Source organism: Pseudomonas sp. VI4.1 (genome assembly GCF_002029345.1).
GTDB lineage: Bacteria > Pseudomonadota > Gammaproteobacteria > Pseudomonadales > Pseudomonadaceae > Aquipseudomonas.
The window spans coordinates 1-22673 of sequence record NZ_MULM01000092.1 but is presented as its reverse complement, the minus strand read 5'-3'; the positions used below and the strand labels follow the sequence as shown (position 1 = coordinate 22673).

Below are 22673 nucleotides of genomic sequence, written 5' to 3'. Positions count from 1 at the left end.
CGGCAAGCCGGGCTCCTACAGATGAAGGCGCATTTGAGATCGCCTTCGCCGGCAAGCCGGGCTCCTACAGGTACTCATTCATATCGCGGGGCAACATGACACCAACACTCCTCGAACTCAAAGACGACCTCACCCACCTCACCCTCGCCCCCGAACTCGGCGGCAGCCTCGTCAACTGGACCGTACGCAGCACCGGTCAACCGCTACTGCGCCACAGCGACGCCCACGCGCTGAACACCGGCCTGCCGGGCAAGCTCGGTTGCTTTCCCCTGGCGCCATGGTCAAACCGTATTTCCGAAGGGGGTTTCGACCGCCCCGACGGCTGGCTGGCATTGACGCCCAACAGCCACACCGATCCCCTGCCGATCCACGGCAGCGCCTGGCAACAGCCGTGGCAGGTGGTATCGCAGACCCGGGATGAAGTGGTCCTGCAACTCGACAGCACGACGCCCTTCGCCTATCGCGCCCGGCAACGTTTGCGCCTGAGCGAGGGCAAGCTGAGCATCGATTTGCACGTCACCCACCTGGCCGAACTCGCCGCCTGGCATGGCCTGGGGTTTCATCCCTATCTGCCGCGCACGGCGGGCACTCGATTGCAGGCGCAGGCCCGACAAGTGTGGTTATGCGATGCGGTAAAATTGCCGACAACACTGACTTCGCTGCCCGGCGAATGGGATTTCCAGCAACTCAAAGGCTTGCCCGACACCCTGGTCGACAACGGCTTCTGCGAGTGGGACGGCCACTGCCTGATCCAGCAACCGGACCTCGGTTATGAACTGCAATGCCAGGCCACCGGCAGCGATTACTACCTGCTCTATTGCCCGGTGGGCCTGGAATTTTTCTGCATCGAGCCGGTGAGCCACCCGGTCAACGCACATCACCTTCCGGGGCGGCCGGGACTGGTGTTGCTCGAGCAAGGCCAGGCCACCGAACTGGGTTTCAGCCTGCAATATCGCGAACTCGGCTAACCCAGCATCTGACTCAGCACCGCGCGCAACTTGCCGGGTTTCACCGGTTTGTTCAGCAGCGGTGCCTCGAGTTTTTGCAACGCACTGCGGCACTGGTCGGTGCGGTCCGCGGTGATGATGACCGCGGGAATCGCCTGGCCGAAATGCTCGCGCAAATGCCGGACCACCTCACAGCCCACCACCCCGTGATCGAGGTGATAGTCGGCCAGGATCAGTTCCGGCGCCTGGCCCTGCAAGGCCGACAGCGCGGAGGCTTGATCGGTGGCGATCACCACTTCACAGCCCCACTGCCCGAGTAGCGCGCTCATGCTTTCGAGGATGCTCACTTCATTATCCAGCACCAGCAAACGCCGCCCCGGCAAGGGATTGCCCGTGCCCGGCAGAGGCACGGCCTGACTGATCGGCAACGGGACCTCGTGGGAAATCGGCACGTCGATGCTGAACATCGATCCGCGCCCCGGCCGCGAATGCACCTGGATCCTGTAGTCGAGGATTTTTGCGATGCGCTCGACAATCGCCAGCCCCAGGCCGACGCCCTTGCGATCGGCGGCGCGGCCGACGTCCAGCTGGTTGAACTCGAGGAAGATCGAGTCCAGCCGGTCCGCGGCAATCCCGCGTCCGGTGTCCCAGACTTCCAGGCGCAGCATTGCCCCGCGCCGCCGGGCACCCAGCAGGATGCTGCCGGCGTCGGTGTAGCGGCAGGCGTTGCTGAGAAAGTTGCGCAGGATCCGCGTCATCAGGCGCAAGTCAGTGCTGATGGCGTAGTCGCCCATATGCGCGCGCAACTCCAAGCCGGCGGCTTCGGCCACCGAGCGGAATTCCGACACCAGCGGTCCGAGCAACTCGTCGAGGCGATACAGCGCAACGTCCGGCTTGACCGCGGCCTGATCGAGCCGGGAAATGTCGAGCAGATCGGTGAGCAAATCTTCGGCCCCTTCCAGGGCCTGGTGAGTACGTTCCACCAGCACCTGCTCGACCTCGGGCAGTTTGCGCTCGCGCAAGGTCGAGATCAGCAAGCGCGCGGCGTTGAGCGGTTGCAGCAGGTCATGACTGGCGGCGGCGAGGTATTTGTCCTTGCTGCGATTGGCGGCCTCGGCGGCGTCCCGGGCATCGCGCAGGGCTTCGGCGATCTGTTTGCGCTGGGTGATCTGCTGCTGCAGGTTGCGGTTGGCTTCGAGCAATTCGTTAGTGCGCGCCGTGACCCGCTGCTCCAGTTGGTCGTTGAGCTGTTGCAGGCGCTGTTGGGCGAGTTTGCGCTCGGTGATATCCGCCACGAAACCTTCGACCAGCCCTTCCTGATCGGGCTTGAGCAACAGGTTCATCAGCACGTCGAGGCTGCTGCCGTCCTTGCGCCGCAATTGGGTTTCGTAGCCATGCAGGCTGCCTTGGTGCCTGAGGATTTCGCCGATGTTTTCCAGCTCCCGCGCCCCGCCGACAAACAGGTTGCTGGCCAGGTCCGCCAGCGAGAACAGCACCTCCTGCGGATCCTGATAGCCGAGCATCCGCGCCAGCGCCGGGTTGGCGGCGCGCATGCCCTCGAGCAGGCTGGCCTGGAAGATCCCGTGCACCGCGTTTTCGAACAGCCACTTGTAGCGATTGCGTTCGGCTTCCAGCTCGTCCAGGCGCGCGGCCAGTTCCGGGTAATGACTCTTGCGCGCCGAATGGCTGCCTAACCCGAGCAGTCCGGCCAGCGCCCGTTGTTGCTCCTCAGAGGGCTTCGCCATAGACGACCTCGACATCACGCTGGCTGGACTGGCGCGGGTTGGTGAGGATGCACGGGTCGTGCATGGCGTGCTGCGAGAGGAACGGAATGTCCGCGGTGCTGACCCCGTGCAAGCCGAGGGTTTCATGGAAGCCGATCGCATGCTTGAGGGCAATCAGGTGCTCCACCAGGCGCCCGCAGATCTGCCGGTGATTGAGGCCCCGGCAGTCAATGCCGAAGGTCTCGGCGATCACCTTGAAACGGTCAGGCGCCGAGTTGTAGTTGAAGGCCACCACGTGTTCCACCAGTACCGCGTTGCACAGGCCGTGTGGCAGGTCGAGAAAACCACCGAGGCTGTGGGACATCGCGTGCACCGCACCGAGGATCGCGTTGGAGAACGCCAGCCCGGCCTGCATGCTGCCGAGCATGATCTTCTCGCGCAGGGCGATGTCGCCGGGGTTGGCGATCATCTGCACCAGGTTGCCGTTGATCAGGCGCATGGCTTCCAGTGCATGGGGATCGGTCAAGGGGCCGTGACCGGTAGAGACAAAGGCTTCGATGGCATGCACCAGAGCGTCGATGCCGGTACAGGCCGACAGGAACGGGTCCATGCTCAGGGTGGTTTCCGGGTCGATCAGCGACACGTCCGGCACCACGGCCTTGCTGACGATGGAGAATTTCATCCGTTCCTGCTGATTGGAAATGATCACGAATTGCGAGACGTCCGCCGAAGTACCGGCAGTGGTCGGAATCAGGATCAGCGGCGGGCTGGGCACGCGGATGGTGTCCACGCCCTCGAACTCGAGGATGCTGCGCCCGTGGGCGACGACGATGCCGATGCCCTTGCCGCAATCCATCGGGCTGCCGCCGCCGACGGCGACGATCACATCACAGTGGTTTTCCCGGTACAGCTCGCGCCGAGCATGACTTCTTCGACCGCGGGTTGGGCGACACGTCGCTGTACAGGAAGTAATCGATGCCCTGGGCTTGCAGGCTGGCTTCGACATCGGCCACCCATCCGGCGGCAATCACCCCGGGATCGCTGACCACCAGCACCTTGCGGGCACCGAAGGTCTTGGCGCAGTTGCCGACGTTGTGCCGGCAACCGGCACCAAAGATGATTTCAGGCGAAACGAATTTACGCAGCTGGCTGAGACTCTGGCTCATTGGAAAGCCTGTTTTTTATTGTTTTGGAAGGTAAAGCCACACTAACGCATCCGGCTGCGAATGCAATCAGACCAATGGGGTAGCGCCATATCTCAAACCGCGTCGTCTGCCCTTCGCCAGCAAGCCGGCTCCTACAGATTGCGGGAATGGCACAACCCCTGTAGGAGCTGGCTTGCCAGCGAAAGCGGCGTAACTGACACACTATGTCGCCTGGTTCGCCAGCAAGCCGGCTCCTACAGCATCGCCACGCGCATATTCATCCGCGATAGATCAGCCGCGAAGCCTTTTCATTGCGCAACGTCAGGTGTTCCATGCCCAACCCCGGCGCATCAGCCTCCTCCCGGGCCTTGAGGATCACCCCATGATGCGGCGACTTGCTGCAGACCGGGTCGGCATTGGCCGCATCGCCGGTGAGCATGAACGCCTGGCAGCGGCAACCGCCCAGGTCCTTGTGCTTTTCGTCGCAGGAGCGGCACGGCTCTTTCATCCAGTCATCGCCGCGAAAGCGGTTGAAGCCAAACGAATCGGTCCAGATGTGCTCGATACTGTGCTCGCGCACGTTGGGAAACTGCACCGGCAACTGCCGCGCGCTGTGGCAAGGCAGCGCGGTGCCGTCCGGGGTGATGTCGAGAAACAGGTTGGCCCAGCCGTTCATGCAGGTCTTGGGGCGTTCTTCGTAATAATCCGGGGTGACGAAAATCAGCTTGCACGGATGACCCTGGGCCTCCAGACGCTCGCGGTACTCGTTGGTGATGCGCTCGGCACGCTGCAGTTGTTCGCGGGTCGGTAGCAGGCCGACGCGGTTGAGCTCGGCCCAACCGTAGAACTGACAAGTGGCCAGCTCGACGAAATCCGCTTCCAGTTCCAGGCACAGGTCGATGATCTTCGCGATCTGGTCGATGTTGTGCCGATGGGTGACGAAGTTCAGCACCATCGGATAGCCGTGGGCTTTCACCGCCCGGGCCATCGCCAGCTTCTGGGCGAACGCCTTGCGCGAGCCGGCGAGCATGTTGTTCACCGCCTCGTCGGCGGCCTGGAAGCTGATCTGGATGTGGTCCAGCCCGGCGACCTTGAAGTCGCGCACTTTTTGCTCGGTCAGGCCGATCCCGGAGGTGATCAGATTAGTGTAGTAGCCCATGTCCCGGGCGGCCTTGATCAACTCGGCCAGGTCTTGGCGCACCAACGGCTCGCCGCCGGAAAAGCCCAGTTGCGCAGCTCCCATGTCCCGGGCTTCGCGGAACACCCGAATCCATTCTGCAGTGCTCAGCTCTTCACCTGATTTGGCAAAGTCCAATGGATTGGAGCAATACGGGCATTGCAGCGGACACCGATAGGTCAGCTCCGCCAGCAACCACAGCGGCGGCCCGGGCGGCGCGTCACTCGATCCAGAATTGCGCATGGGCCACCTCCAGAAACGCCAGCACGTCCTCGTCAACCCCCGGCACCCCGGGGAAACTCGCGGACAGCAGGTCAATGATCGCCGCCACGCTGCGCCGCCCGTCCAGCAGGTCGAGGATCTGCCCGGCGCTGACGTTGAGCTTGATCATGCCTTCGGGGTACAGCAGCACGTGACAACCCTGGCGCGGTTCCCATTGCAGACGAAAACCCTGGCGCAGGGACGGTGCCTGCTCGCGTTTGATCAGGCTCACAGGGCGATCCCCCGGTGCCAGACCTTCTCGCTCGTCACCGTGTGAAATGGCGGGCGCTCAAGCTCATAGGCCATGCTCATGGCGTCGAGCATGCTCCAGAGCACGTCGAGCTTGAACTGCAGAATTTCCAGCATGCGTTGTTGGGTCTCGGCAGTGATGTAGTGCGCCAGGGTGATGCGCAAACCATGCTCGACATCGCGCCGCGCCTGGCTCAGGCGAGTGCGGAAGTAGTCGTAGCCGGCGGCATCGATCCACGGGTAATGGGTCGGCCAGGCGTCGAGGCGGGATTGATGGATCTGTGGCGCGAACAGTTCGGTCAGGGAACTGCTGGCCGCTTCCTGCCAACAGGCGCGGCGGGCGAAGTTGACGTAGGCGTCCACGGCGAAACCGTACACCCGGCAGCACCAGCTCTTGGGAGAGGATTTGTTCGCGATCCAGCCCCACGGCTTCGCCCAGGCGTAGCCAGGCTTCGATGCCGCCTTCGCTGCCGGGCACGCCATCGTGATCGAGAATCCGTTGCAGCCATTCCCGGCGTACCTCGCGGTCGGGGCAGTTGGCGAGGATCGCGGCATCCTTGAGCGGGATGTTCACCTGGTAATAGAAGCGATTGGCGACCCAGCCCTGGATCTGCGCGCGGCTGGCGCGGCCGGCGTACATGGCTTGGTGGAAGGGGTGGTGGATATGGTAGAAGGCGCCCTTCGCGCGCAGGGCCTGTTCGAATTCGGTGGGGGTCATCGGGGTGTCGGTCATTGCGGTTCTCCGGGGTTCTGCGGTGTCTGACCTGGCCTCTATCCCCCCGCCGCTCCAGCTACGCCCGCTCGGCCGAGGCAGGCCCGGCCAACGCCACGGCTGGCCGGGCGGACAATCAGCGGTTGGCGAAATACATCGTCACTTCGAAGCCAATGCGCAGATCGGTAAACGCGGGTTTAGTCCACATGGGTCAATCCTCTTCTTGTGCCGGACGATTCCGGTAAAGCCATTAATGCACGGTGTGCGGGGCGATCGAATGCTACTTTCGAAGGAGGTGGCGGCGTGCGTTGGTAGGGGGTGTAACGAGGTCTTCAAATACACGCCCCCACGTAGGAGCGAGCTTGCTCGCGAAGGACGCCAAGGCACCGCGTACATACAGGCAGTACGCGTTATCGTTGACGTCCATCGCGAGCAAGCTCGCTCCTACAGGGTTTTGTGGTGTTCTTGCGGGGGTTAGAAGAACCCCAGCGGATTGATGTCGTAGCTCACCAGCAAGTTTTTGGTCTGCTGATAATGGTCGAGCATCATCTTGTGATTCTCACGGCCGACACCGGACTTCTTGTAGCCACCAAACGCCGCATGCGCCGGGTACAGGTGGTAGCAGTTGGTCCACACGCGCCCGGCCTTGATCGCCCGGCCCATGCGGTAGGCGCGGTTGATGTCGCGGGTCCACAGGCCGGCACCGAGGCCGAACTCGCTGTCGTTGGCAATGGCCAGGGCTTCGGCTTCGTCCTTGAAGGTGGTGATGCCCACCACCGGGCCGAAGATTTCTTCCTGGAACACGCGCATTTTGTTGTGGCCCTTGAGCAGGGTCGGCTGGATGTAATACCCCGTCGACAAGTCCCCCTCAAGACGCTCGGCCGCGCCGCCGGTGAGCAGTTCGGCACCCTCCTCCTGAGCGATCTTCAGGTAGGAGAGGATCTTGTCGTATTGCTGCTCGGACGCCTGGGCGCCGACCATGGTCTCGGTGTCCAGCGGGTTGCCGCGCTTGATCTTGACGATCTTTTTCATCACCACTTTCATGAAGTCGTCGTAGATCGACTCCTGCACCAGTGCTCGGGAGGGACAGGTGCAGACTTCGCCCTGGTTGAAGAACGCCAGCACCAGGCCTTCGGCGGCCTTCTCGATGAACTGTGGCTCGGCTTGCATGATGTCTTCGAAGAAGATGTTCGGCGACTTGCCACCCAGTTCGACAGTGCTCGGAATGATGTTTTCGGCCGCGCATTTCATGATGTGCGCGCCGATCGGGGTGGAACCGGTGAAGGCGATCTTGGCGATGCGTTTGCTGGTGGCCAGCGCTTCACCGGCTTCGCGACCGAAACCCTGGACGATGTTCAGCACGCCGGCCGGCAGCAGGTCGGCGATCAGCTCGGCGAAGACCATGATCGACAGCGGGGTCTGCTCGGCGGGTTTGAGTACCACGCAGTTACCGGCGGCCAGGGCCGGGGCGAGTTTCCAGGCGGCCATCAGCAGTCGGGAAGTTCCACGGGATGATCTGTCCGACCACGCCCAATGGCTCGTGGAAGTGATAGGCGGTGGTCAGCTCGTTGATCTCGGCGGCGCCGCCCTCTTGCGCGCGGATGCAACCGGCGAAGTAGCGGAAATGGTCGGCAGCCAGCGGCACGTCGGCGTTGAGGGTTTCGCGCACGGCCTTGCCGTTGTCCCAGGTTTCGGTGACGGCGAGGATTTCCAGATTCTGTTCGATGCGGTCGGCGATTTTCAGCAGCACCAGGGAGCGGTCCTGGGCCGAGGTCTTGCCCCAGGCGTCCGCGGCGGCATGGGCGGCGTCGAGGGCTTTTTCGATGTCGGCGGCGCTGGAGCGAGGAAATTCGGCGATCACTTCGCCGGTGACCGGCGAGGAATTGGTGAAGTATTCACCGTTGACCGGCGCGACGAATTCACCGCCAATGAAGTTGCCGTAGCGCGCCTTGAACGTCACGACGGCGCCTGGTGTTCCGGGTTGTGCGTAGATCATGGTGGGCCTCTGTCTGGGTCGATGCCTGTTGGACAAACAGGCGATAGAGCGATAGTAGAGAGCCCCGCGTGCCAGACGAATGCGCCGTTGGCAGGGGGATTCTCGTTATTTGGTCGTAGGAGCCGGCTTGCTGGCGAAGGGAGCGGCTCGGTGGGTCAGATACACCGCCTTCGCTGGCAAGCCAGCTCCTACAGGGTTGTGCGGTGGATTCAGGGTTAGTGTTTGGCCACGACCAGGTCTTTAGGCAACTTGAAGGTCCAGAGCATGCCGCCCTGGTTGAAATCCTTGATTCGCTTGGCCACTTCGCCACCCCACAACGGTACCGCACCGCCCCAGCCCGAGAGCACCGAGACGTACTGTTCGCCATCCATTTCCCAGGTCACAGGCGAGCCGAGCACACCGGAACCGGTCTGGAACTCCCAGACTTTTTCGCCGGTCTTGGCATTGAACGCCTGCAGGAAACCTTCCGGCGTGCCGGTGAACACCAGGTTGCCCTTGGTGGTCAGTACCCCGCCCCACAGCGGCGCGAAGTTCTTGTGGCGCCAGACTTCCTTGCCGGTTTTCGGGTCAATGGCGCGCAGCACGCCAATGTAGTCTTCATTCAACGGCTTGATGGTGAACCCGGCACCGAGGAACGCCGCGCCTTTCTTGTAGGCGATGCCTTCGTTCCAGATGTCCATGCCCCACTCGTTGGACGGCACATAGAAAAGACCGGTGTCCTTGTTGTACGCCATCGGCATCCAGTTTTTCGCGCCAAGGAACGCCGGGGCGACGAATACCGAACTGCCTTTGGCTTCAGTGCCGGGCGCGCCCGGGCGGCTGGCTTCGTTGTAGATCGGCCGGCCATCCTTATCCAGGCCGGTGGCCCAGGTGATCTTGTCCACGAACGGGAAGCCGCGGATGAATTTGCCGTTGGCTGCGGTCCAGCACGTAGAGAACCCGTTACGGTCGGCAGTGGCGGCGGCCTTGATCTCTTTGCCGCCTTCGGTGTAGTTGAACGACACCAACTCATTCACGCCGTCATAGTCCCAGCATCGTGGGGCGTGCTCTGGAAGTGCCACTTGATGGTGCCGTCGTCCGGGTTGAGCGCCAGGCGCGACGAGGAGTAAAGGTTGTCGCCAGGGCGCAGGTGCGAGTTCCACGGCGCCGGGTTGCCGGTGCCGAACAGCAGCAGATTGGTTTCCGGGTCATAGTAGCCGCCGAGCCAGGGCGCGGCACCGCCGGTTTTCCACAGGTCGCCGGGCCAGGTCTTGCCCGCTTCGCCACCGGAAATACCATTTTCGATGGCCTTGCCGTCCTTGTAGACGTAGCCCATGTGGCCTTCGACCGTCGGACGTGTCCACAGCAGGTCGCCGTTTTTCGGGTCGTAGGCTTCGATCTTGCCGACCACGCCGAACTCGCCACCGGCCACGCCGGTAATCAGTTTGCCGTTGATCACCATGGGGGCGGCGCTGATGGAGTAGCCTTCTTTGTGATCGGCGACCTTCTTGCTCCAGACCACCTTGCCGGTGTCCTTGTTCAGCGCCACCAGCTTGGCGTCGAGGGTGCCGAAGAACACCAGGTCGCCGTACAGCGCGACGCCACGGTTGATCACGTCGCAGCACGGACGGATGTCATCGGGCAGGCGCGCATCGTATTGCCAGAGTTTCTTGCCGGTGCGCGCATCCACCGCGAACACCCGCGAATAGGAGCCGGTCATGTACATCACGCCGTCCTTGATCATCGGCTGTGCTTGCTGACCGCGTTGCTTTTCGCCACCGAAGGAGAACGCCCAGACGGGTCGCAGGTCCTTCACGTTGCTGACGTTGAGGGTGTCGAGCGGACTGTAGCGCTGACCCTGGACGCCCAGACCGTTGGTCACGATCTGCTCAGGGTTCTTGGGGTCCTGAAGGATTTCCTGATCGGTGACGCCGGCCAGGGCACTGCCGGACAACAGCATGGCACTGAGCAACAGGCTCAAGACGAAGGGTTGGCGACGTAAGGGTTGGGTCATGACGGCTGCCTCTGCGGTTTTTGTTATACCCGGGAAATTTTCCCGGTCTGGTGCAGATTCTTGGGCGCCGCCGCCCTGGTAACAATTGCCCGCAGTGTCTAGATTGCTAATCCCTTAGTACCGGGTCGCAGGGCATGAACACCGGATGTTGCGATCAACACCGCCCCCTGTAGGAGCGAGCTTGCTCGCGAAGAACCTGAGAGCGCCGCATTCCTCCAGCCAACCCTCGTCATCGTTGACCTCCTTCGCTGGCAAGCCAGCTCCTACAGGGGGCCGGTGTTGGTCATTTGATTGCGGTGGAATCCACCCGAGTCATTTGTGTGCGTTCATAGCGTGAATACAGATGACTGACACTGCGGATCAGTTCATAGCGGCTCAGGCTGATCCCGGCAAACCGTTCGGGAATCGGGCTGCGGATCATCTCCGCCATGTCGCTGCCATTGGCCGCGCCATCGCGCATCAGTTGATCGAGCCAGGTGAGGTAGTCGCGCATTTGCTCGAACGGCTTTGCATCCGTGGCCACCGGGCCATGCCCCGGCACGATCAGCGTCCAGGGCAAGCCTTGCAGGGTCGCAATGTCCGCCAGCCATACCGCCAGCCCCGGACTGTTGGGCGTGGTCAGCGCCCGTTGGTAAAACACCAGATCCCCGGCAAACAGCACGCCGGTTTTCCGGTCGAGAATAGCCAGATCCGCGCCGGTGTGCCCACCCAGGCTCAGCAGGCGCAAATCGTGATTCCCAAAACTCGATAGGCCAGGCGTCAGCGCCTGAGTGGGCAACACCACCTCGGTGCCGCGCATCCAGTCGCCCACCAGTCGATACATATTCTCGGCCATCGCATCGCCCTGCTGCCGCAACAGCTCGGTGGTGCCGGCCAACGCGCCGATCGGCACGTCGCCGAAGGCCTGGTTGCCCAGCACATGGTCGGGATGATGATGGGTCAGCAGCACCTGGATCACCGGTTTATCGGTGATCGCGGCAATGGCCTTGCGCATCGCTTCGCCATAACGCTTCGATGGCCCGGTATCGATCACCACCACCCCGGGCTCGGTGACGATGAACGCGGTGTTGACGATGTTGCCGCCGTTGGCCTTGGCGAAATTGTCGGTGCTGCCTTCGAGCAGCCAGGTGTCTTCGGCAATCTGCCGGGGCTTGAGTGAGTAGTCGAGGTCGGCCAGGGCCGGCAGGCTCAGGCTCATGAACAACAGCAACATCCAGCGCATGACGCGCTCCTTGGGTCAGGGTATGGCCGCATCGAATTGATTGCCGCTGTTGTCGCGCAGCAACAGGCGCGTCTGCCCTGCCCCTTCGATATCAAAGGCCAGGTTGGGGTTTTCGCTGACGGCGGGAAACAGCTCAAGACGGGCCAGCAACTGGTCGTTGCGGTCGCGCAGTTCGGCATGGTTGATGAAGAACTCCGGGATGCCGCTGACCATGCCATTGTCCATCGGGTGCGCCACTTGCAAGCGCAAACGACTGAATTCGCCGCGGGGATAACGCCCGCCGAGCACTTCGCCGATGTGCTCCTCCCAGCCCGGCTGGGTGCGCACCACGCTTGGCGCCGTGCACCCGCCGCCCGCGGCATCGATCAGGGTCGAGCCGACATGCCAAAGTCCATCACGGGTCAGCACCGCCGCGCGCAGGGGTGTGGCTTGCTCGATACGGATGCGCAGCGACAGCCACGGCAGCACCCGGTCCAGCGGTTGGAAATCGACGATTTTCGGCAACGGATTAAGCTCGGCCCAGGCGAGGATTTTCACCACCTCGCCCTTGAAGGCCCTGGCGTCGATCTCCAGCGGCACTTGCCGGGCGTCTTCAGCGAACGGCGGCGCGAGCAGCTTGACCCGCTCATCGAACACGAACGGCGCATCACCGAGCATCTGCTTGTGATAGAAGGCCCACATCACCGAGGGCACCGGGTCCTTGCCCGGGTCGATGGCCACCGCGTGCGCGGCCATCGGCAGCCAGCAGGCCAGCAGACAACTCGCTCGCCAGTTCACTGCTGATACATCTCGGGTACGTCATAGCGCAGGCCGTAATGGCCATAAATGGCGTTGACCGAGCCGTCGCGAATCAACGCCTCCAGCGCCTCTTCCACGGCATAGGCCAACTGCCGGTTGCTTTCATGCACCGCCATGCCGATCTCCCAGAGTTGCTTGCCCATGTTCGGGTAGGCGTTTTCCGCCAGTGCCACTTGCGGGTCCGCCGCCAGGTGAACCTGCCAGTCGATCTCGCCGCGCATGGCCATCACCGCGTCGACTTCACCGGCCTTCATGGCCGCGAACGCCTGGGACACGCCAGGGTAATGATGAGTCTTGCCGGCGAGCATGCCGCTGAACACTGAAGTCAGGTAGAACGACGGCACGCTGTCGACCTCGACGCCGATCGGGTGGTGCTCGAACACCGCGACGCTGCCGACCTTGTCCAGGCGGCGGCGGTCGAAGGCGACTTGCCATTGTTCGTTCTGGTACGGCCCGAACATCACCACATGGCCGTTTTCCAGCTCGCCCAATTCGTTGCGTTTACGCGCGTAGTCCTGGTCATAAGGCACCCGCATCATCAGGTCGGCCAGTTGCAGGTCGTGCAACTGGCTGGCCCGCCAGATGTAATCGTGCAGGTCGTCGTCGAGCTTCTCGCCGGCCGGCGCCCAGATCAGTGCCAGGCGCACGCCAAGCGCCTTGGCCAAGGCCTGGGCAAGTTCGACGTCGACACCCCGTGGCTGGCCGGCGTCTTCGAAACTGTAGGGGGCGAAGTCCTTGTAGACCGCCACTTTCAGCTCCCCGGCGGCGATCATTTCGTCATAGGTGCGGACCTGCGCCTGCGCCACCTGGCAGCACCAGCAACACATCGCTGATCAACACAGCGAGCAGGCGCATGGGTCATTCCTCGACGTGGACGCTATCCAGGTACGTGCGCACCGCCCACAAGGCTTCCTGGCTCAGGTAGTCGGCCATCTTCGGCATGTACACCCGGCCATCGCGCACGGCGCCGTGGCGGACCCGCTCGACGAACCATTCATCACCGGCCTCAGCGACATCGAGCATGCGCAAATCGGGGGCAATGCCACCGGACTTGGCTTCCAGGCCATGACACGCCGCGCAGTTCTGGTTGTAGGCGGACGAACCGATTTCCACGGCTTTATCATGTTCCGGTGAGGTGCGGTAAGGGTTCACCGACGCCCATCCATCGGCATCGACCGGCACCCCGGCGTCCTTGATCGGGGTCAGGCCCGGCGTGGCGATGGCCTGCGGTACCACGTTGCCGTGGGCCCAGACGGAACCTGCGCTGATAAAACCGGCCAGCAGTCCGGCAACAAGCAAGGCGTTGCGTTTTGTTGTCATTGTTATGCCCTCGAGATTGCACGCAAAACCTCTTTGAAGAGGCTATGGCACCCATCTTAAGAACGGCTTCGCGCCAGCCCCATGCTGCTTTGGTGTCCGCCACCCGGTACCTTGGTAGTAGGGCTTGTGGCGCACGCCCAAATCAGGTGCCCCATGGGAAGTTTTCCCGGCACCAGCGGGACTTTTTCCGTATCCGGCGACCCGCCCGGCGCACCACCCTGTGCAGGCCAAAACCTCCACTGGGAACTGCAACCATGACAATAAGATCGCTACCCGCCCTTTCCCCGCTGACCCTTGCCTTGCAGGCATTTTTGCTGGTGGGCACTTTGTCCCTGGGCGCTGCCAGCTACGCCGCAACCGCCCCTGCGACCCCCACTCGCAACGTGACCTGGGAAGACATCGCCAACGATCACCTGACTACCAAGGACGTGCTGCAATATGGCATGGGCACCAATGCCCAGCGCTGGAGCCCGCTGGCCCAGGTCAACGACAAGAACGTGTTCAAGCTGACCCCGGCCTGGTCCTACTCGTTCGGCGATGAGAAGCAGCGCGGCCAGGAATCCCAGGCCATCGTCAGCGACGGCGTGGTGTACGTCACCGGTTCCTATTCCCGGGTTTTTGCCCTGGACGCCAAGACCGGCAAGCGCCTGTGGACCTACAACCATCGCCTGCCGGACAACATTCGCCCGTGCTGCGACGTGGTCAATCGCGGTGCCGCCATTTATGGCGACAAGATCTATTTCGGCACCCTCGACGCCCGGCTGGTCGCCCTCGACAAGAACACCGGCAAAGTGGTGTGGAACAAGAAGTTCGGCGACCACGCCGCCGGCTACACCATGACCGGCGCCCCGGTGCTGATCAAGGACAAGACCAGCGGCAAGGTGCTGCTGATCCATGGCAGCTCCGGCGATGAGTTCGGGGTGGTCGGGCAGCTCTTTGCCCGCGATCCGGACACCGGTGAAGAAGTCTGGATGCGGCCCTTTGTCGAAGGGCACATGGGCCGCTTGAACGGCAAGGACAGCACCACCACCGGTGACGTCAAGGCGCCGTCCTGGCCGGATGACCCGACCACCGAAACCGGCAAGGTCGAAGCCTGGAGCCATGGCGGCGGTGCCCCTTGGCAGAGCGCCAGTTTCGATCCGGAAAGCAACACCATCATCGTCGGCGCCGGCAACCCCGGCCCGTGGAATACCTGGGCCCGTACTTCCAAGGACGGCAATCCGCTCGACTACGACAGCCTCTACACCTCCGGCCAGGTCGGCGTCGACCCGAGCACTGGCGAGGTGAAGTGGTTCTACCAGCACACGCCGAACGACGCCTGGGATTTCTCCGGCAACAACGAACTGGTGCTGTTCGACTACAAGGACAAGGACGGCAAGACGGTCAAGGCCACCGGCCATGCCGACCGCAACGGCTTCTTCTACGTGGTCGATCGCAACAACGGCAAATTGCAGAACGCCTTCCCCTTCGTCGACAACATCACCTGGGCCAGCCACATCGACCTCAAGACCGGCAAACCGGTGGAGAATCCGGGCCAGCGTCCGGCCAAACCGTTGCCAGGCGAAACCAAGGGCAAATCCGTGGAAGTGTCGCCGCCGTTCCTCGGTGGCAAGAACTGGAACCCGATGGCGTACAGCCAGGACACCGGGCTGTTCTACATTCCCGGCAATCATTGGAAGGAGGAGTACTGGACCGAGGAAGTCAACTACAAGAAAGGATCGGCCTACCTGGGCATGGGTTTTCGCATCAAGCGCATGTACGACGATCACGTCGGCAGCCTGCGGGCGATGAACCCGACCACGGGCAAAGTGGTCTGGGAGCACAAGGAAGCGCTGCCACTGTGGGCCGGGGTACTCGCGACCAAGGGCAACCTGGTGTTCACCGGCACCGGCGACGGTTTCCTCAAGGCCTTCGACGCGAAAACCGGCGCCGAGCTGTGGAAGTTCCAGACCGGCAGCGGCATTGTCTCGCCGCCGATCACTTGGGAACAGGATGGCGAACAGTACGTCGGCGTGACCGTCGGTTACGGCGGCGCGGTGCCGTTGTGGGGTGGTGACATGGCCGAACTGACCAAGCCGGTGGCTCAGGGCGGGTCGTTCTGGGTGTTCAAGATTCCGAGTTGGGATAACCAGACCGCGAAACGTTGAACCCCCCTTCGCTGTAGGAGCCAGGCTTGCCGGCGAACGGGACGCCGCGGTGTATCTGTTGCACCGCGTTACCGTTCTTCGCGAGCTTGCTCCTACAGCGAAGCGCCCTTCCACACGACGAGAACCCGCCATGAAATACCTGCCTCTTGTACTGTTGCTGACTGCTTTCCCGGCATTCGCCGACGACGCCGGCGAAGACACCCCGCTGGTCATCAACGGCTGCACCATCGCCGACCACAGCCAATGCCCCGGCGCCAATCTCAAAGGCGCCAACCTGAGCGATCAGGACCTGCGCAACATGAACCTCAGTGGCGCCGACCTGCGCGGTGCCGACCTGCGTCACGCCCGCCTCGACCTTGCCAACCTTGAAAAAGCCCAACTGCAGGGCGCCAACCTGACCCGCGCCAGCCTGCAACAAAGCAACTTGCGTGTGGCGGACTTCACTGGTGCGACACTGATGGCGATCCAGGGTTGGGGGCTGTTTGCCCAGGGCGCGCAATTCCAGGACGCCAACCTCAGTGGCGCCTACCTGCAATTCGCCCGCCTCTCCGGGGCTAAATTTCACAACGCCGATTTGCGGGCGGCGGATCTGGAAATGACCTGGTTGAGCAAGGCCGATCTCAAGGGCGCCAACCTCGGCGATGCCAACCTGCAGGAAGCCAAGTTCGGTGAGAGCAATCTGCAGCAGGCCAACCTCGGCGGTTCGCGCCAGCATTATGCGAATTTCCAGGATGCGAATATGGAGGGGTGTACGGGGTGCCCGACGACCTGGAACAAGTGAGCCAAGGCAAAATGCATTCATGTAGGAGCTGGCTTGCCAGCGATGAACCTGAGAACGCCACGGGTTGTCAGGTTACCCGCGTTATCGTTGGCGACCATCGCGAGCAAGCTCGCTCCTACAGGGTCTTGCGGTGGATTGATTGAATCAATTCGCCACCCGCACCACCCCCATATCAATCCCCAGATGCACCAGCTCGGCATGGGAGGTCACCTGCAATTTGCTCTTGAGCAACGTCAGGTGGTTTGAAACCGTCTTGCTGCTGATGCTCAACTGCTCGGCAATCACCCGCGCTGGCGTCCCCTTGGCGAGCATCACGAAAATCTCCAGTTCGCGCTGGGTCATGCTCTGCAACCGCGGATCACTGGCGTCCTGTTGCGGATGACAGGCCAGTTGGGTGGCCAGGGGCTGTTCGATATAGGCATGGCCCGCGAGGATGCGGCGCACGGCCTCGATCAGCACTTCGGGCGCCGAATTTTTCGTCAGGTAACCCGAAGCCCCCGCATCCAGCGCCTGACGCACCAGCGGCAACTCATCGTGCATGCTGAAAAACAGCACCCGCAATTGCGGCAGGCGCTGACGCAATCGGCGGGTCGTTTCCAGGCCACTGATCCCGGGCAGGCCGAAATCCATGATCACCAGGTTCGGCACGGCCTCTTGAACCCGCGTCAGCGCTTCTTCACCGGTGGCCGCCTCACGCACCTCCATCGCAGGCAGCAGCGCCCGCAACAGACTGGCATAGCCCTGACGGACCACCGCATGGTCATCGACCAGCAAAATATTCATGACGCCTCCAAAGGCATGCTCAAGGCCAGTGCCCAACCGGCACCGGGATGGCTGATGATCCGCAGCTCGCCGCCCAGGCTGCGGGCGCGCTCGAACATCGAATACAGACCGACGCCCGGCCGCTGGGGCTGTTGTGCGCCGCAACCGTTGTCGCGAATCAGCAAGCGCAAATGCCCGCCGCGATGTTGCAGGCGCACCCGCACCTGGCTGGCGCCGGCATGACGGGCGATGTTGGTCAGCGCCTCCTGCAACAGGCGGTAGAGATGGGTCTTGTCCGGCCCGGACAACGGCGGCAAGTGTGGGCTGACACGCAACTGGCAATCGATCCCCTGCCGCCCTTGCCATTGCTCCACCAGCAAGCCGAACGCTTCGGCCAGTGGCAGGTGCTGCAACACCACCGGATAGAGGTCGTGCACCAGCGCCCGAAAGCCCTGTTGCAGGTGTTCGCAATTGTGCTCAAGCTCGCGCACCGTGCGCTCCACCACCACCGGTTGATCCGCCACCAGCCGCAACAGACAGGCCTGGGCGCGAATGCCTGCCAGGTATTGACCGAGGTCATCGTGCAGGGTTTGCGCCAGATGAGTGCGTTCCTGCTCCTGTACCGCCAGCAAGGTCCGGGTCAGTCGGGTGTTGTCGACACGCGCCTGCTCCAGCGCCTGGGTCATGCGGTTGAAATGCCGCGCCAGTTGCCGCGCCTCGGGCATGCCTTCGGCGCGTAAACGCACGTTCAGTCGGCCTGCGGACACCTGTTGCAACGCCCGCAGCAAGTCGTCGAGCAGCCCCATGCCCCGGCGCACGGCCCAGCGAATGGTCAACAGACTCAACACCAATGCCAGCCCACTCAGGCTCAGCAGTTGTTGCAGCGAGTCCCAGACTTCATCGATTTCATCCCGTGGATCGACGCCGATCTGCACCCGCCGCCCATCCTGCAAATCCAGCACCCGCGGACTGTGGCGAGCCTCGGCAAACAACAGGCGTCCAAGCCAGGCATCAAGTCCATCCTGCACCGGCAATCGTGCCTGTTCGCCGGCTTCCAGCCAACGCACCCGCACATGACGCAAGCTGCCGGTCAGCCTTGGCTGCAGGCTGGCGGGATCGCGCTCGGCGGTTTCGCTCAAGTATTCAACCACCGCTTCGGCCGATTGCAACTCACGCTCCACGTCCGCCAGCGCCTGGTGCACCAGCAAGCCCATGCACGCCAGGGTCACCAGGGCGAAAAATCCGCACACCCACAGGTTGATCCGCCACAGGGCCGACACGCCTAGCGCCCCGGTGCCGCGGGCGTCACCAGCAACGGTGCCGGGCGCGGGCCGTGAAGCTTGTCGACACCGATCAGGGTGAGAATCAGCAGCAACGGCAAAAGCAGCGCTTTGAGAATTCGCATGATCGATCGCCTCCCAGGTGATGGCCGTTGTTGCCATGCTAAAACCGCGCCGCCCGGGGCGAGTTACTACCTTGGTACTGGCTGACTGGTACTTTCTGCATATTTCATCCCCGTCCCAGGGTTCCTATGCTGGCGCTACCTGTAAAGGAGTGCCCTATGCGCCAGCTTGCCCCGTACGCCCTGATCTACCTGCTGGCGATTGCCTGCGCAGCCGGGCTGGCCACGCAAAGCCAGGCCGCGGACGCGCCGTTGCAGGTGCCGATCGGCTACCTGGGCTATCGCCCCGACCCGGGCCCGCTGCTGTCGAACATCATTCCCGAGCCGGTCGATGCCGGGTTGCGTGGCGCCGAGCTGGCGATCACCGACAGCAACAGCACCGGGCGTTTTCTCAACCACGGCTACACCTTGGTCAGTATCAACGCCGACAGCCCCGCCGCCTTGCTCGATGCCGCAAAAGCCCAACACGAGCAAGGCCTGCGGTTGTTCGTGGTGAACGCGCCGGCCACCAGCCTGCGCGAACTCAGCGCCGCCCTGCCCGATAGCCTGCCTGTTCAACGCCGGCAGTCCTGACGACAGCTTGCGCAGCACCGACTGCTTGCCCAACGTGCTGCACAGCCTGCCGAGCCGGGCGATGCTCGCCGACGCCCTGGCGCAATTTCTGGTGGTGCGCAAATGGCAACGGGCAGCTGCTGATCGACGGCCCGACCGCGGACGATCAGGCCTATGCCGCGGCCCTGCGCGCGCGCCGCCAAGCGCTTCGGCCTGCAACTGGTGGCGGAGAAAGCCTGGAGCTTCGATAACGATCAGCGCCGCAGCGCCCAGGCCGACATGCCGCTGTTCACCCAGACCGCCGAGTACGACGTGGTGCTGGTGGCCGATGAGCGTGGCGATTTCGGCGAATACGTGCCGTACCAGACCTGGTACCCGCGACCGGTTGCCGGTACCCAGGGCCTGACCCCGGTGGGTTGGCACAAGACCGTGGAAACCTACGGTGCCGCACAGTTGCAGAAACGCTTCGAAGCCCTGGCCGGACGCTGGATGAACGACCGCGATTTCGCCGCGTGGATCGCCGTGCGCAGCATCGCCAGCGCGGTGAGCAAACTGCGCCAGGTCGATCCGCTGGCGATCCGAACGCTTGAGACCGGCGATCAGTTGCCGCTGGACGGCTTCAAGGGGCGCAAGCTCAGTTATCGCCCATGGAACGGTCAGTTGCGCCAGCCGATCCCCATCGTGCAACCCCGGGCGCTGGTCAGCACGTCGCCGCAAGACGGTTTCCTGCACCCCTTCAACGAAATGGACAGCCTTGGGTATGACAAGCCCGAGGTCAGTTGCCGCTTTCCCTGATTCGACTTTCCACAAAAACCACAACAATAAGGAATCCGCCATGCGCCGCACCCTGCTCTGCCGCTCTCTGCTTTACCGTTCCATGCTTTCTTGCGCCCTGCTGCTCGCCGCCGGGCATGCCGCTGCCAGCACCGCCTGGGTGTCCAACGAAAAGGACAACAGCCTGAGCCTGATTGACCTGCAGACCCTGCAAGTCACCGACACCCTGCCCGTCGGCCAACGCCCGCGCGGCCTGCTGCTGTCCCACGACAACAAGCTGCTGTACATCTGCGCCAGTGATTCTGACCGGGTCCAGGTGATGGATGTCGCCACGCGTAAGATCATCAAGGAACTGCCCTCCGGCAAGGACCCCGAGCAGTTCGCCCTGCACCCGAACAATCGCTGGCTGTATGTCTCCAATGAAGACGACGCGCTGGTGACAGTGATCGACACCGAAACCTCCAAGGTGCTGAGCCAGATCAGCGTCGGCGTCGAACCCGAAGGCATGGCCGTCAGCCCCGACGGCAAGTGGGCGGTGAACACCAGCGAAACCACTAACATGCTGCACTGGATCGACACCGCGACCCAGACGCTGGCCGACAGCACCCTGGTGGATCAGCGTCCGCGGTTCGTCGAGTTCACGCCGGATGGCTCCAGGCTCTGGGCCTCGGCGGAGATCGGCGGCACGGTGACGATTCTCGATGTTGCGAGCCGCCAGGTCCTCAAGACCCTGACCTTCAAGATCAAGGGCGTGCACCCGGATAAAGTGCAACCGGTGGGGATCAAGCTCAGCGCTGACGGCAAGTACGGTTTCGTCGCGCTCGGCCCGGCCAATCATGTCGCGGTGATCGATGCCAAGACCTTTGAAATTCTCGATTATCTGTTGGTCGGACGACGGGTCTGGCAGATGGCGTTTACCCCGGATCAAAAGCAACTGCTGGCCACCAATGGCGTCAGCGGCGATGTGTCGGTGATCGATGTCGACAGCCTCAAGGTGGTCAAATCGGTCAAGGTCGGCCGTTATCCGTGGGGCGTGGTGGTGACCCCATGAGCGCCCTGGAAGTCAGCGACCTGAGTTTCGCCTATGGGGTGCGGGAAGCATTGCGCCAGGTGAGCTTCAATCTGGCACCGGGGCGTTTCGCGGCGTTGCTGGGGCCGAACGGCGCGGGCAAATCGACGCTGATCGCCCTGCTGACCCGGCTCTATGATTTGCAGCGCGGTGATATACGGGTTGGCGGTTGTTCGTTGCGCAACGCGCCGCGGCCGGCACTCAAGCAAGTGGGCGTGGTGTTCCAGCAAAGCACGCTGGATCTTGATCGCAGCGTCGAACAGAACCTGCGTTATCACGCCGCGTTGCATGGAATGTCGCGGCGCCAGACCGGCCTGCGAGTCGAGGCCGAACTGGCCCGGCAGACCCTCACCGAACGCCGTCGCGAGCGGGTGCGCGAACTCAATGGCGGCCATCGTCGCCGGGTGGAAATCGCCCGGGCCTTGCTGCATGAGCCACGCCTGTTATTGCTCGACGAGGCCAGTGTCGGCCTCGACCCGGCCAGCCGCCTGGCCCTTAACCAACACATCCGCAGCCTGTGCCGCGAGCGCAACATCAGCGTACTCTGGACCACCCATTTGCTCGATGAAGTGCAAGCCAGCGACGACTTGCTGATTCTCCATCAAGGCCGCCTGGTGGCCAGCGGACAAGCCCACGCCCTGAGCCTGGAACACGGCGGCGACCTCGGTTCGGCCTTCGCCCGCCTGACTACCGCTGCCCCTGCAGGAGCCGTCCGATGAATGCTTACTGGCAGTGTTTCAGCGGCATCGTGTTGCGCGAATGGCTGCGATTTGTGTTGCAGCGCACGCGGTTTCTCAGCGCCCTGGTGCGGCCGCTGCTGTGGCTGCTGGTGTTCGCTGCAGGCTTTCGCGCGGCACTTGGCATTGCGATCATCGAGCCCTACGACACCTACATTCCCTATGAGGTCTACATCATCCCCGGCCTCGCCTGCATGATCCTGCTGTTCAACGGTATGCAGGGATCACTGTCAATGGTCTACGACCGGGAAATGGGCAGCATGCGCGTGCTGCTTACCAGCCCCCTGCCCCGGACCTTCCTGTTGTGCAGCAAATTGTTGGCGACTTCGTTGATTTCGTTGATGCAGGTGTACGCCTTTCTGGCGATCGCCTGGGTGTACGGCGTGCAGCCGCCGGCCATGGGGCTGTTGATCGCCTTGCCGGCGCTGTTGCTGGTGGCGTTGATGCTCAGCGCGCTGGGTTTGCTGCTGTCCAATGCAATCCGCCAGCTGGAGAACTTTGCCGGGGTGATGAACTTCGTGATCTTCCCGCTGTTTTTCCTGTCGTCGGCACTGTATCCGCTGTGGAAGATGCGCGAGTCCAGCGAGTGGTTGTACTGGTTGTGTGCGTTGAACCCGTTTACCCATGCGGTGGAACTGGTGCGGTTTGCGTTGTATGAGCGCTTCAATCCGTTGGCGCTGGCGGTGTGCGTGGGGCTGACGCTGGTGTTCGCCCTGCTCGCCGTGCTCACCTTCAACCCGCAACACGCCGCCCTGCGCAAAGCCACCTGACCCCCCAAATCCCCCTGTGTAGGAGCTGGCTTGCCAGCGAAGTCGGTGTGTCAGCCAACAAAGATGTTGGATGGTTAAATCGCCTTCACTGACAGCACAGATCCCCTGTAGGAGCTGGCTTGCCAGCGAAGGCGG

The 22673-nt window shown here is 62.8% G+C and carries 16 protein-coding genes and 6 pseudogenes; 7 read left to right on the top strand and 15 right to left on the bottom strand.

Annotated features, from left to right (window positions below; all coding sequences use genetic code 11):
• Positions 1-95: 95 nt before the first annotated feature.
• On the top strand, positions 96-968 hold the full coding sequence (locus BZ163_RS04250) for an aldose 1-epimerase (RefSeq protein WP_128869897.1): 873 nt from the start codon (positions 96-98) through the stop codon (positions 966-968).
• Here BZ163_RS04250 and BZ163_RS04245 read toward each other — a convergent pair.
• The 12 genes and pseudogenes from BZ163_RS04245 to pedF form a co-directional block, all read right to left on the bottom strand.
• Positions 965-2692, bottom strand: coding sequence for a NahK/ErcS family hybrid sensor histidine kinase/response regulator (locus BZ163_RS04245; protein WP_128869896.1), 1728 nt, complete (start codon positions 2690-2692; stop codon positions 965-967). The genes BZ163_RS04250 and BZ163_RS04245 overlap by 4 nt on opposite strands.
• A pseudogene (ercA, locus tag BZ163_RS04240) lies at positions 2676-3837 on the bottom strand (alcohol dehydrogenase-like regulatory protein ErcA). Before ercA ends, BZ163_RS04245 begins: the two are co-directional and overlap by 17 nt.
• Positions 3838-4093: 256 nt before the next feature.
• The gene (pqqE, locus tag BZ163_RS04235; protein ID WP_128869895.1) at positions 4094-5236 is read right to left on the bottom strand and encodes a pyrroloquinoline quinone biosynthesis protein PqqE; all 1143 of its coding nucleotides are present in this window, start codon (positions 5234-5236) and stop codon (positions 4094-4096) included.
• On the bottom strand, positions 5214-5486 hold the full coding sequence (pqqD, locus tag BZ163_RS04230) for a pyrroloquinoline quinone biosynthesis peptide chaperone PqqD (protein ID WP_128869894.1): 273 nt from the start codon (positions 5484-5486) through the stop codon (positions 5214-5216). Before pqqD ends, pqqE begins: the two co-directional genes overlap by 23 nt.
• Positions 5483-6236 (bottom strand): annotated as a pseudogene (gene pqqC, locus BZ163_RS04225) (pyrroloquinoline-quinone synthase PqqC). Before pqqC ends, pqqD begins: the two are co-directional and overlap by 4 nt.
• Positions 6237-6351: 115 nt before the next feature.
• Entirely contained in the window at positions 6352-6423 is a 72-nt protein-coding gene (gene pqqA, locus BZ163_RS04220; protein WP_003253598.1) for a pyrroloquinoline quinone precursor peptide PqqA, read from the bottom strand.
• A gap of 266 nt (positions 6424-6689) precedes the next feature.
• Positions 6690-8211, bottom strand: a pseudogene (locus BZ163_RS04215) (aldehyde dehydrogenase family protein).
• Positions 8212-8426: 215 nt separating this feature from the next.
• Positions 8427-10204 (bottom strand): annotated as a pseudogene (locus BZ163_RS04210) (PQQ-dependent methanol/ethanol family dehydrogenase).
• Between the two features lie 283 nt (positions 10205-10487).
• Positions 10488-11426 (bottom strand): quinoprotein relay system zinc metallohydrolase 1, encoded by a 939-nt coding sequence (locus BZ163_RS04200; protein WP_128869893.1) that lies wholly within the window; start codon positions 11424-11426, stop codon positions 10488-10490.
• A 15-nt stretch (positions 11427-11441) separates the two neighbouring features.
• Positions 11442-12203, bottom strand: a complete 762-nt coding sequence (locus BZ163_RS04195) for a quinoprotein dehydrogenase-associated SoxYZ-like carrier (protein WP_128869892.1) — start codon at positions 12201-12203, stop codon at positions 11442-11444.
• Positions 12200-13079, bottom strand: a pseudogene (locus BZ163_RS04190) (substrate-binding periplasmic protein). The gene BZ163_RS04195 and the pseudogene BZ163_RS04190 overlap by 4 nt, the downstream one beginning before the upstream one ends.
• 3 nt (positions 13080-13082) lie before the next feature.
• Positions 13083-13544: a cytochrome c-550 PedF gene (gene pedF, locus BZ163_RS04185; protein ID WP_128869890.1), complete on the bottom strand. Its 462-nt coding sequence runs from the start codon at positions 13542-13544 to the stop codon at positions 13083-13085.
• 254 nt (positions 13545-13798) lie between these two features.
• Here pedF and exaA point away from each other — a divergent pair, with 254 nt between their 5' ends.
• On the top strand, positions 13799-15691 hold the full coding sequence (exaA, locus tag BZ163_RS04180; RefSeq protein ID WP_128869889.1) for a quinoprotein ethanol dehydrogenase: 1893 nt from the start codon (positions 13799-13801) through the stop codon (positions 15689-15691).
• Positions 15692-15821: 130 nt separating this feature from the next.
• Positions 15822-16472, top strand: a complete 651-nt coding sequence (locus BZ163_RS04175; RefSeq protein WP_128869888.1) for a pentapeptide repeat-containing protein — start codon at positions 15822-15824, stop codon at positions 16470-16472.
• A 144-nt stretch (positions 16473-16616) separates the two neighbouring features.
• On the opposite strand, the gene BZ163_RS04170 is transcribed toward BZ163_RS04175, so the two are convergent.
• From BZ163_RS04170 to BZ163_RS35330, 3 genes are read right to left on the bottom strand one after another with little or no spacing between them, the layout of a single operon-like run.
• Positions 16617-17255 carry a response regulator transcription factor gene (locus BZ163_RS04170; RefSeq protein WP_128869887.1) on the bottom strand — a complete coding sequence of 213 codons (639 nt, stop codon included), beginning with the start codon at positions 17253-17255 and terminating at the stop codon, positions 16617-16619.
• A complete protein-coding gene (locus BZ163_RS04165; RefSeq protein WP_128869886.1) occupies positions 17252-18514 on the bottom strand; it encodes a sensor histidine kinase in 1263 nt (420 codons plus the stop codon). Before BZ163_RS04165 ends, BZ163_RS04170 begins: the two co-directional genes overlap by 4 nt.
• A gap of 2 nt (positions 18515-18516) precedes the next feature.
• Positions 18517-18639, bottom strand: a complete 123-nt coding sequence (locus tag BZ163_RS35330) for a hypothetical protein (protein WP_256578926.1) — start codon at positions 18637-18639, stop codon at positions 18517-18519.
• A 156-nt stretch (positions 18640-18795) separates the two neighbouring features.
• Here BZ163_RS35330 and BZ163_RS04160 point away from each other — a divergent pair.
• From BZ163_RS04160 to BZ163_RS04145, 4 genes and pseudogenes are all read left to right on the top strand, one after another.
• Positions 18796-19983: pseudogene (locus BZ163_RS04160) on the top strand (ABC transporter substrate-binding protein).
• A 40-nt stretch (positions 19984-20023) separates the two neighbouring features.
• Positions 20024-21013 (top strand): YVTN family beta-propeller repeat protein, encoded by a 990-nt coding sequence (locus BZ163_RS04155; protein ID WP_128869885.1) that lies wholly within the window; start codon positions 20024-20026, stop codon positions 21011-21013.
• Positions 21010-21750, top strand: coding sequence for an ATP-binding cassette domain-containing protein (locus tag BZ163_RS04150; RefSeq protein ID WP_128869884.1), 741 nt, complete (start codon positions 21010-21012; stop codon positions 21748-21750). Before BZ163_RS04155 ends, BZ163_RS04150 begins: the two co-directional genes overlap by 4 nt.
• Positions 21747-22538: an ABC transporter permease gene (locus tag BZ163_RS04145; RefSeq protein ID WP_128869883.1), complete on the top strand. Its 792-nt coding sequence runs from the start codon at positions 21747-21749 to the stop codon at positions 22536-22538. Before BZ163_RS04150 ends, BZ163_RS04145 begins: the two co-directional genes overlap by 4 nt.
• The last annotated feature ends 135 nt before the right edge of the window (positions 22539-22673 follow it).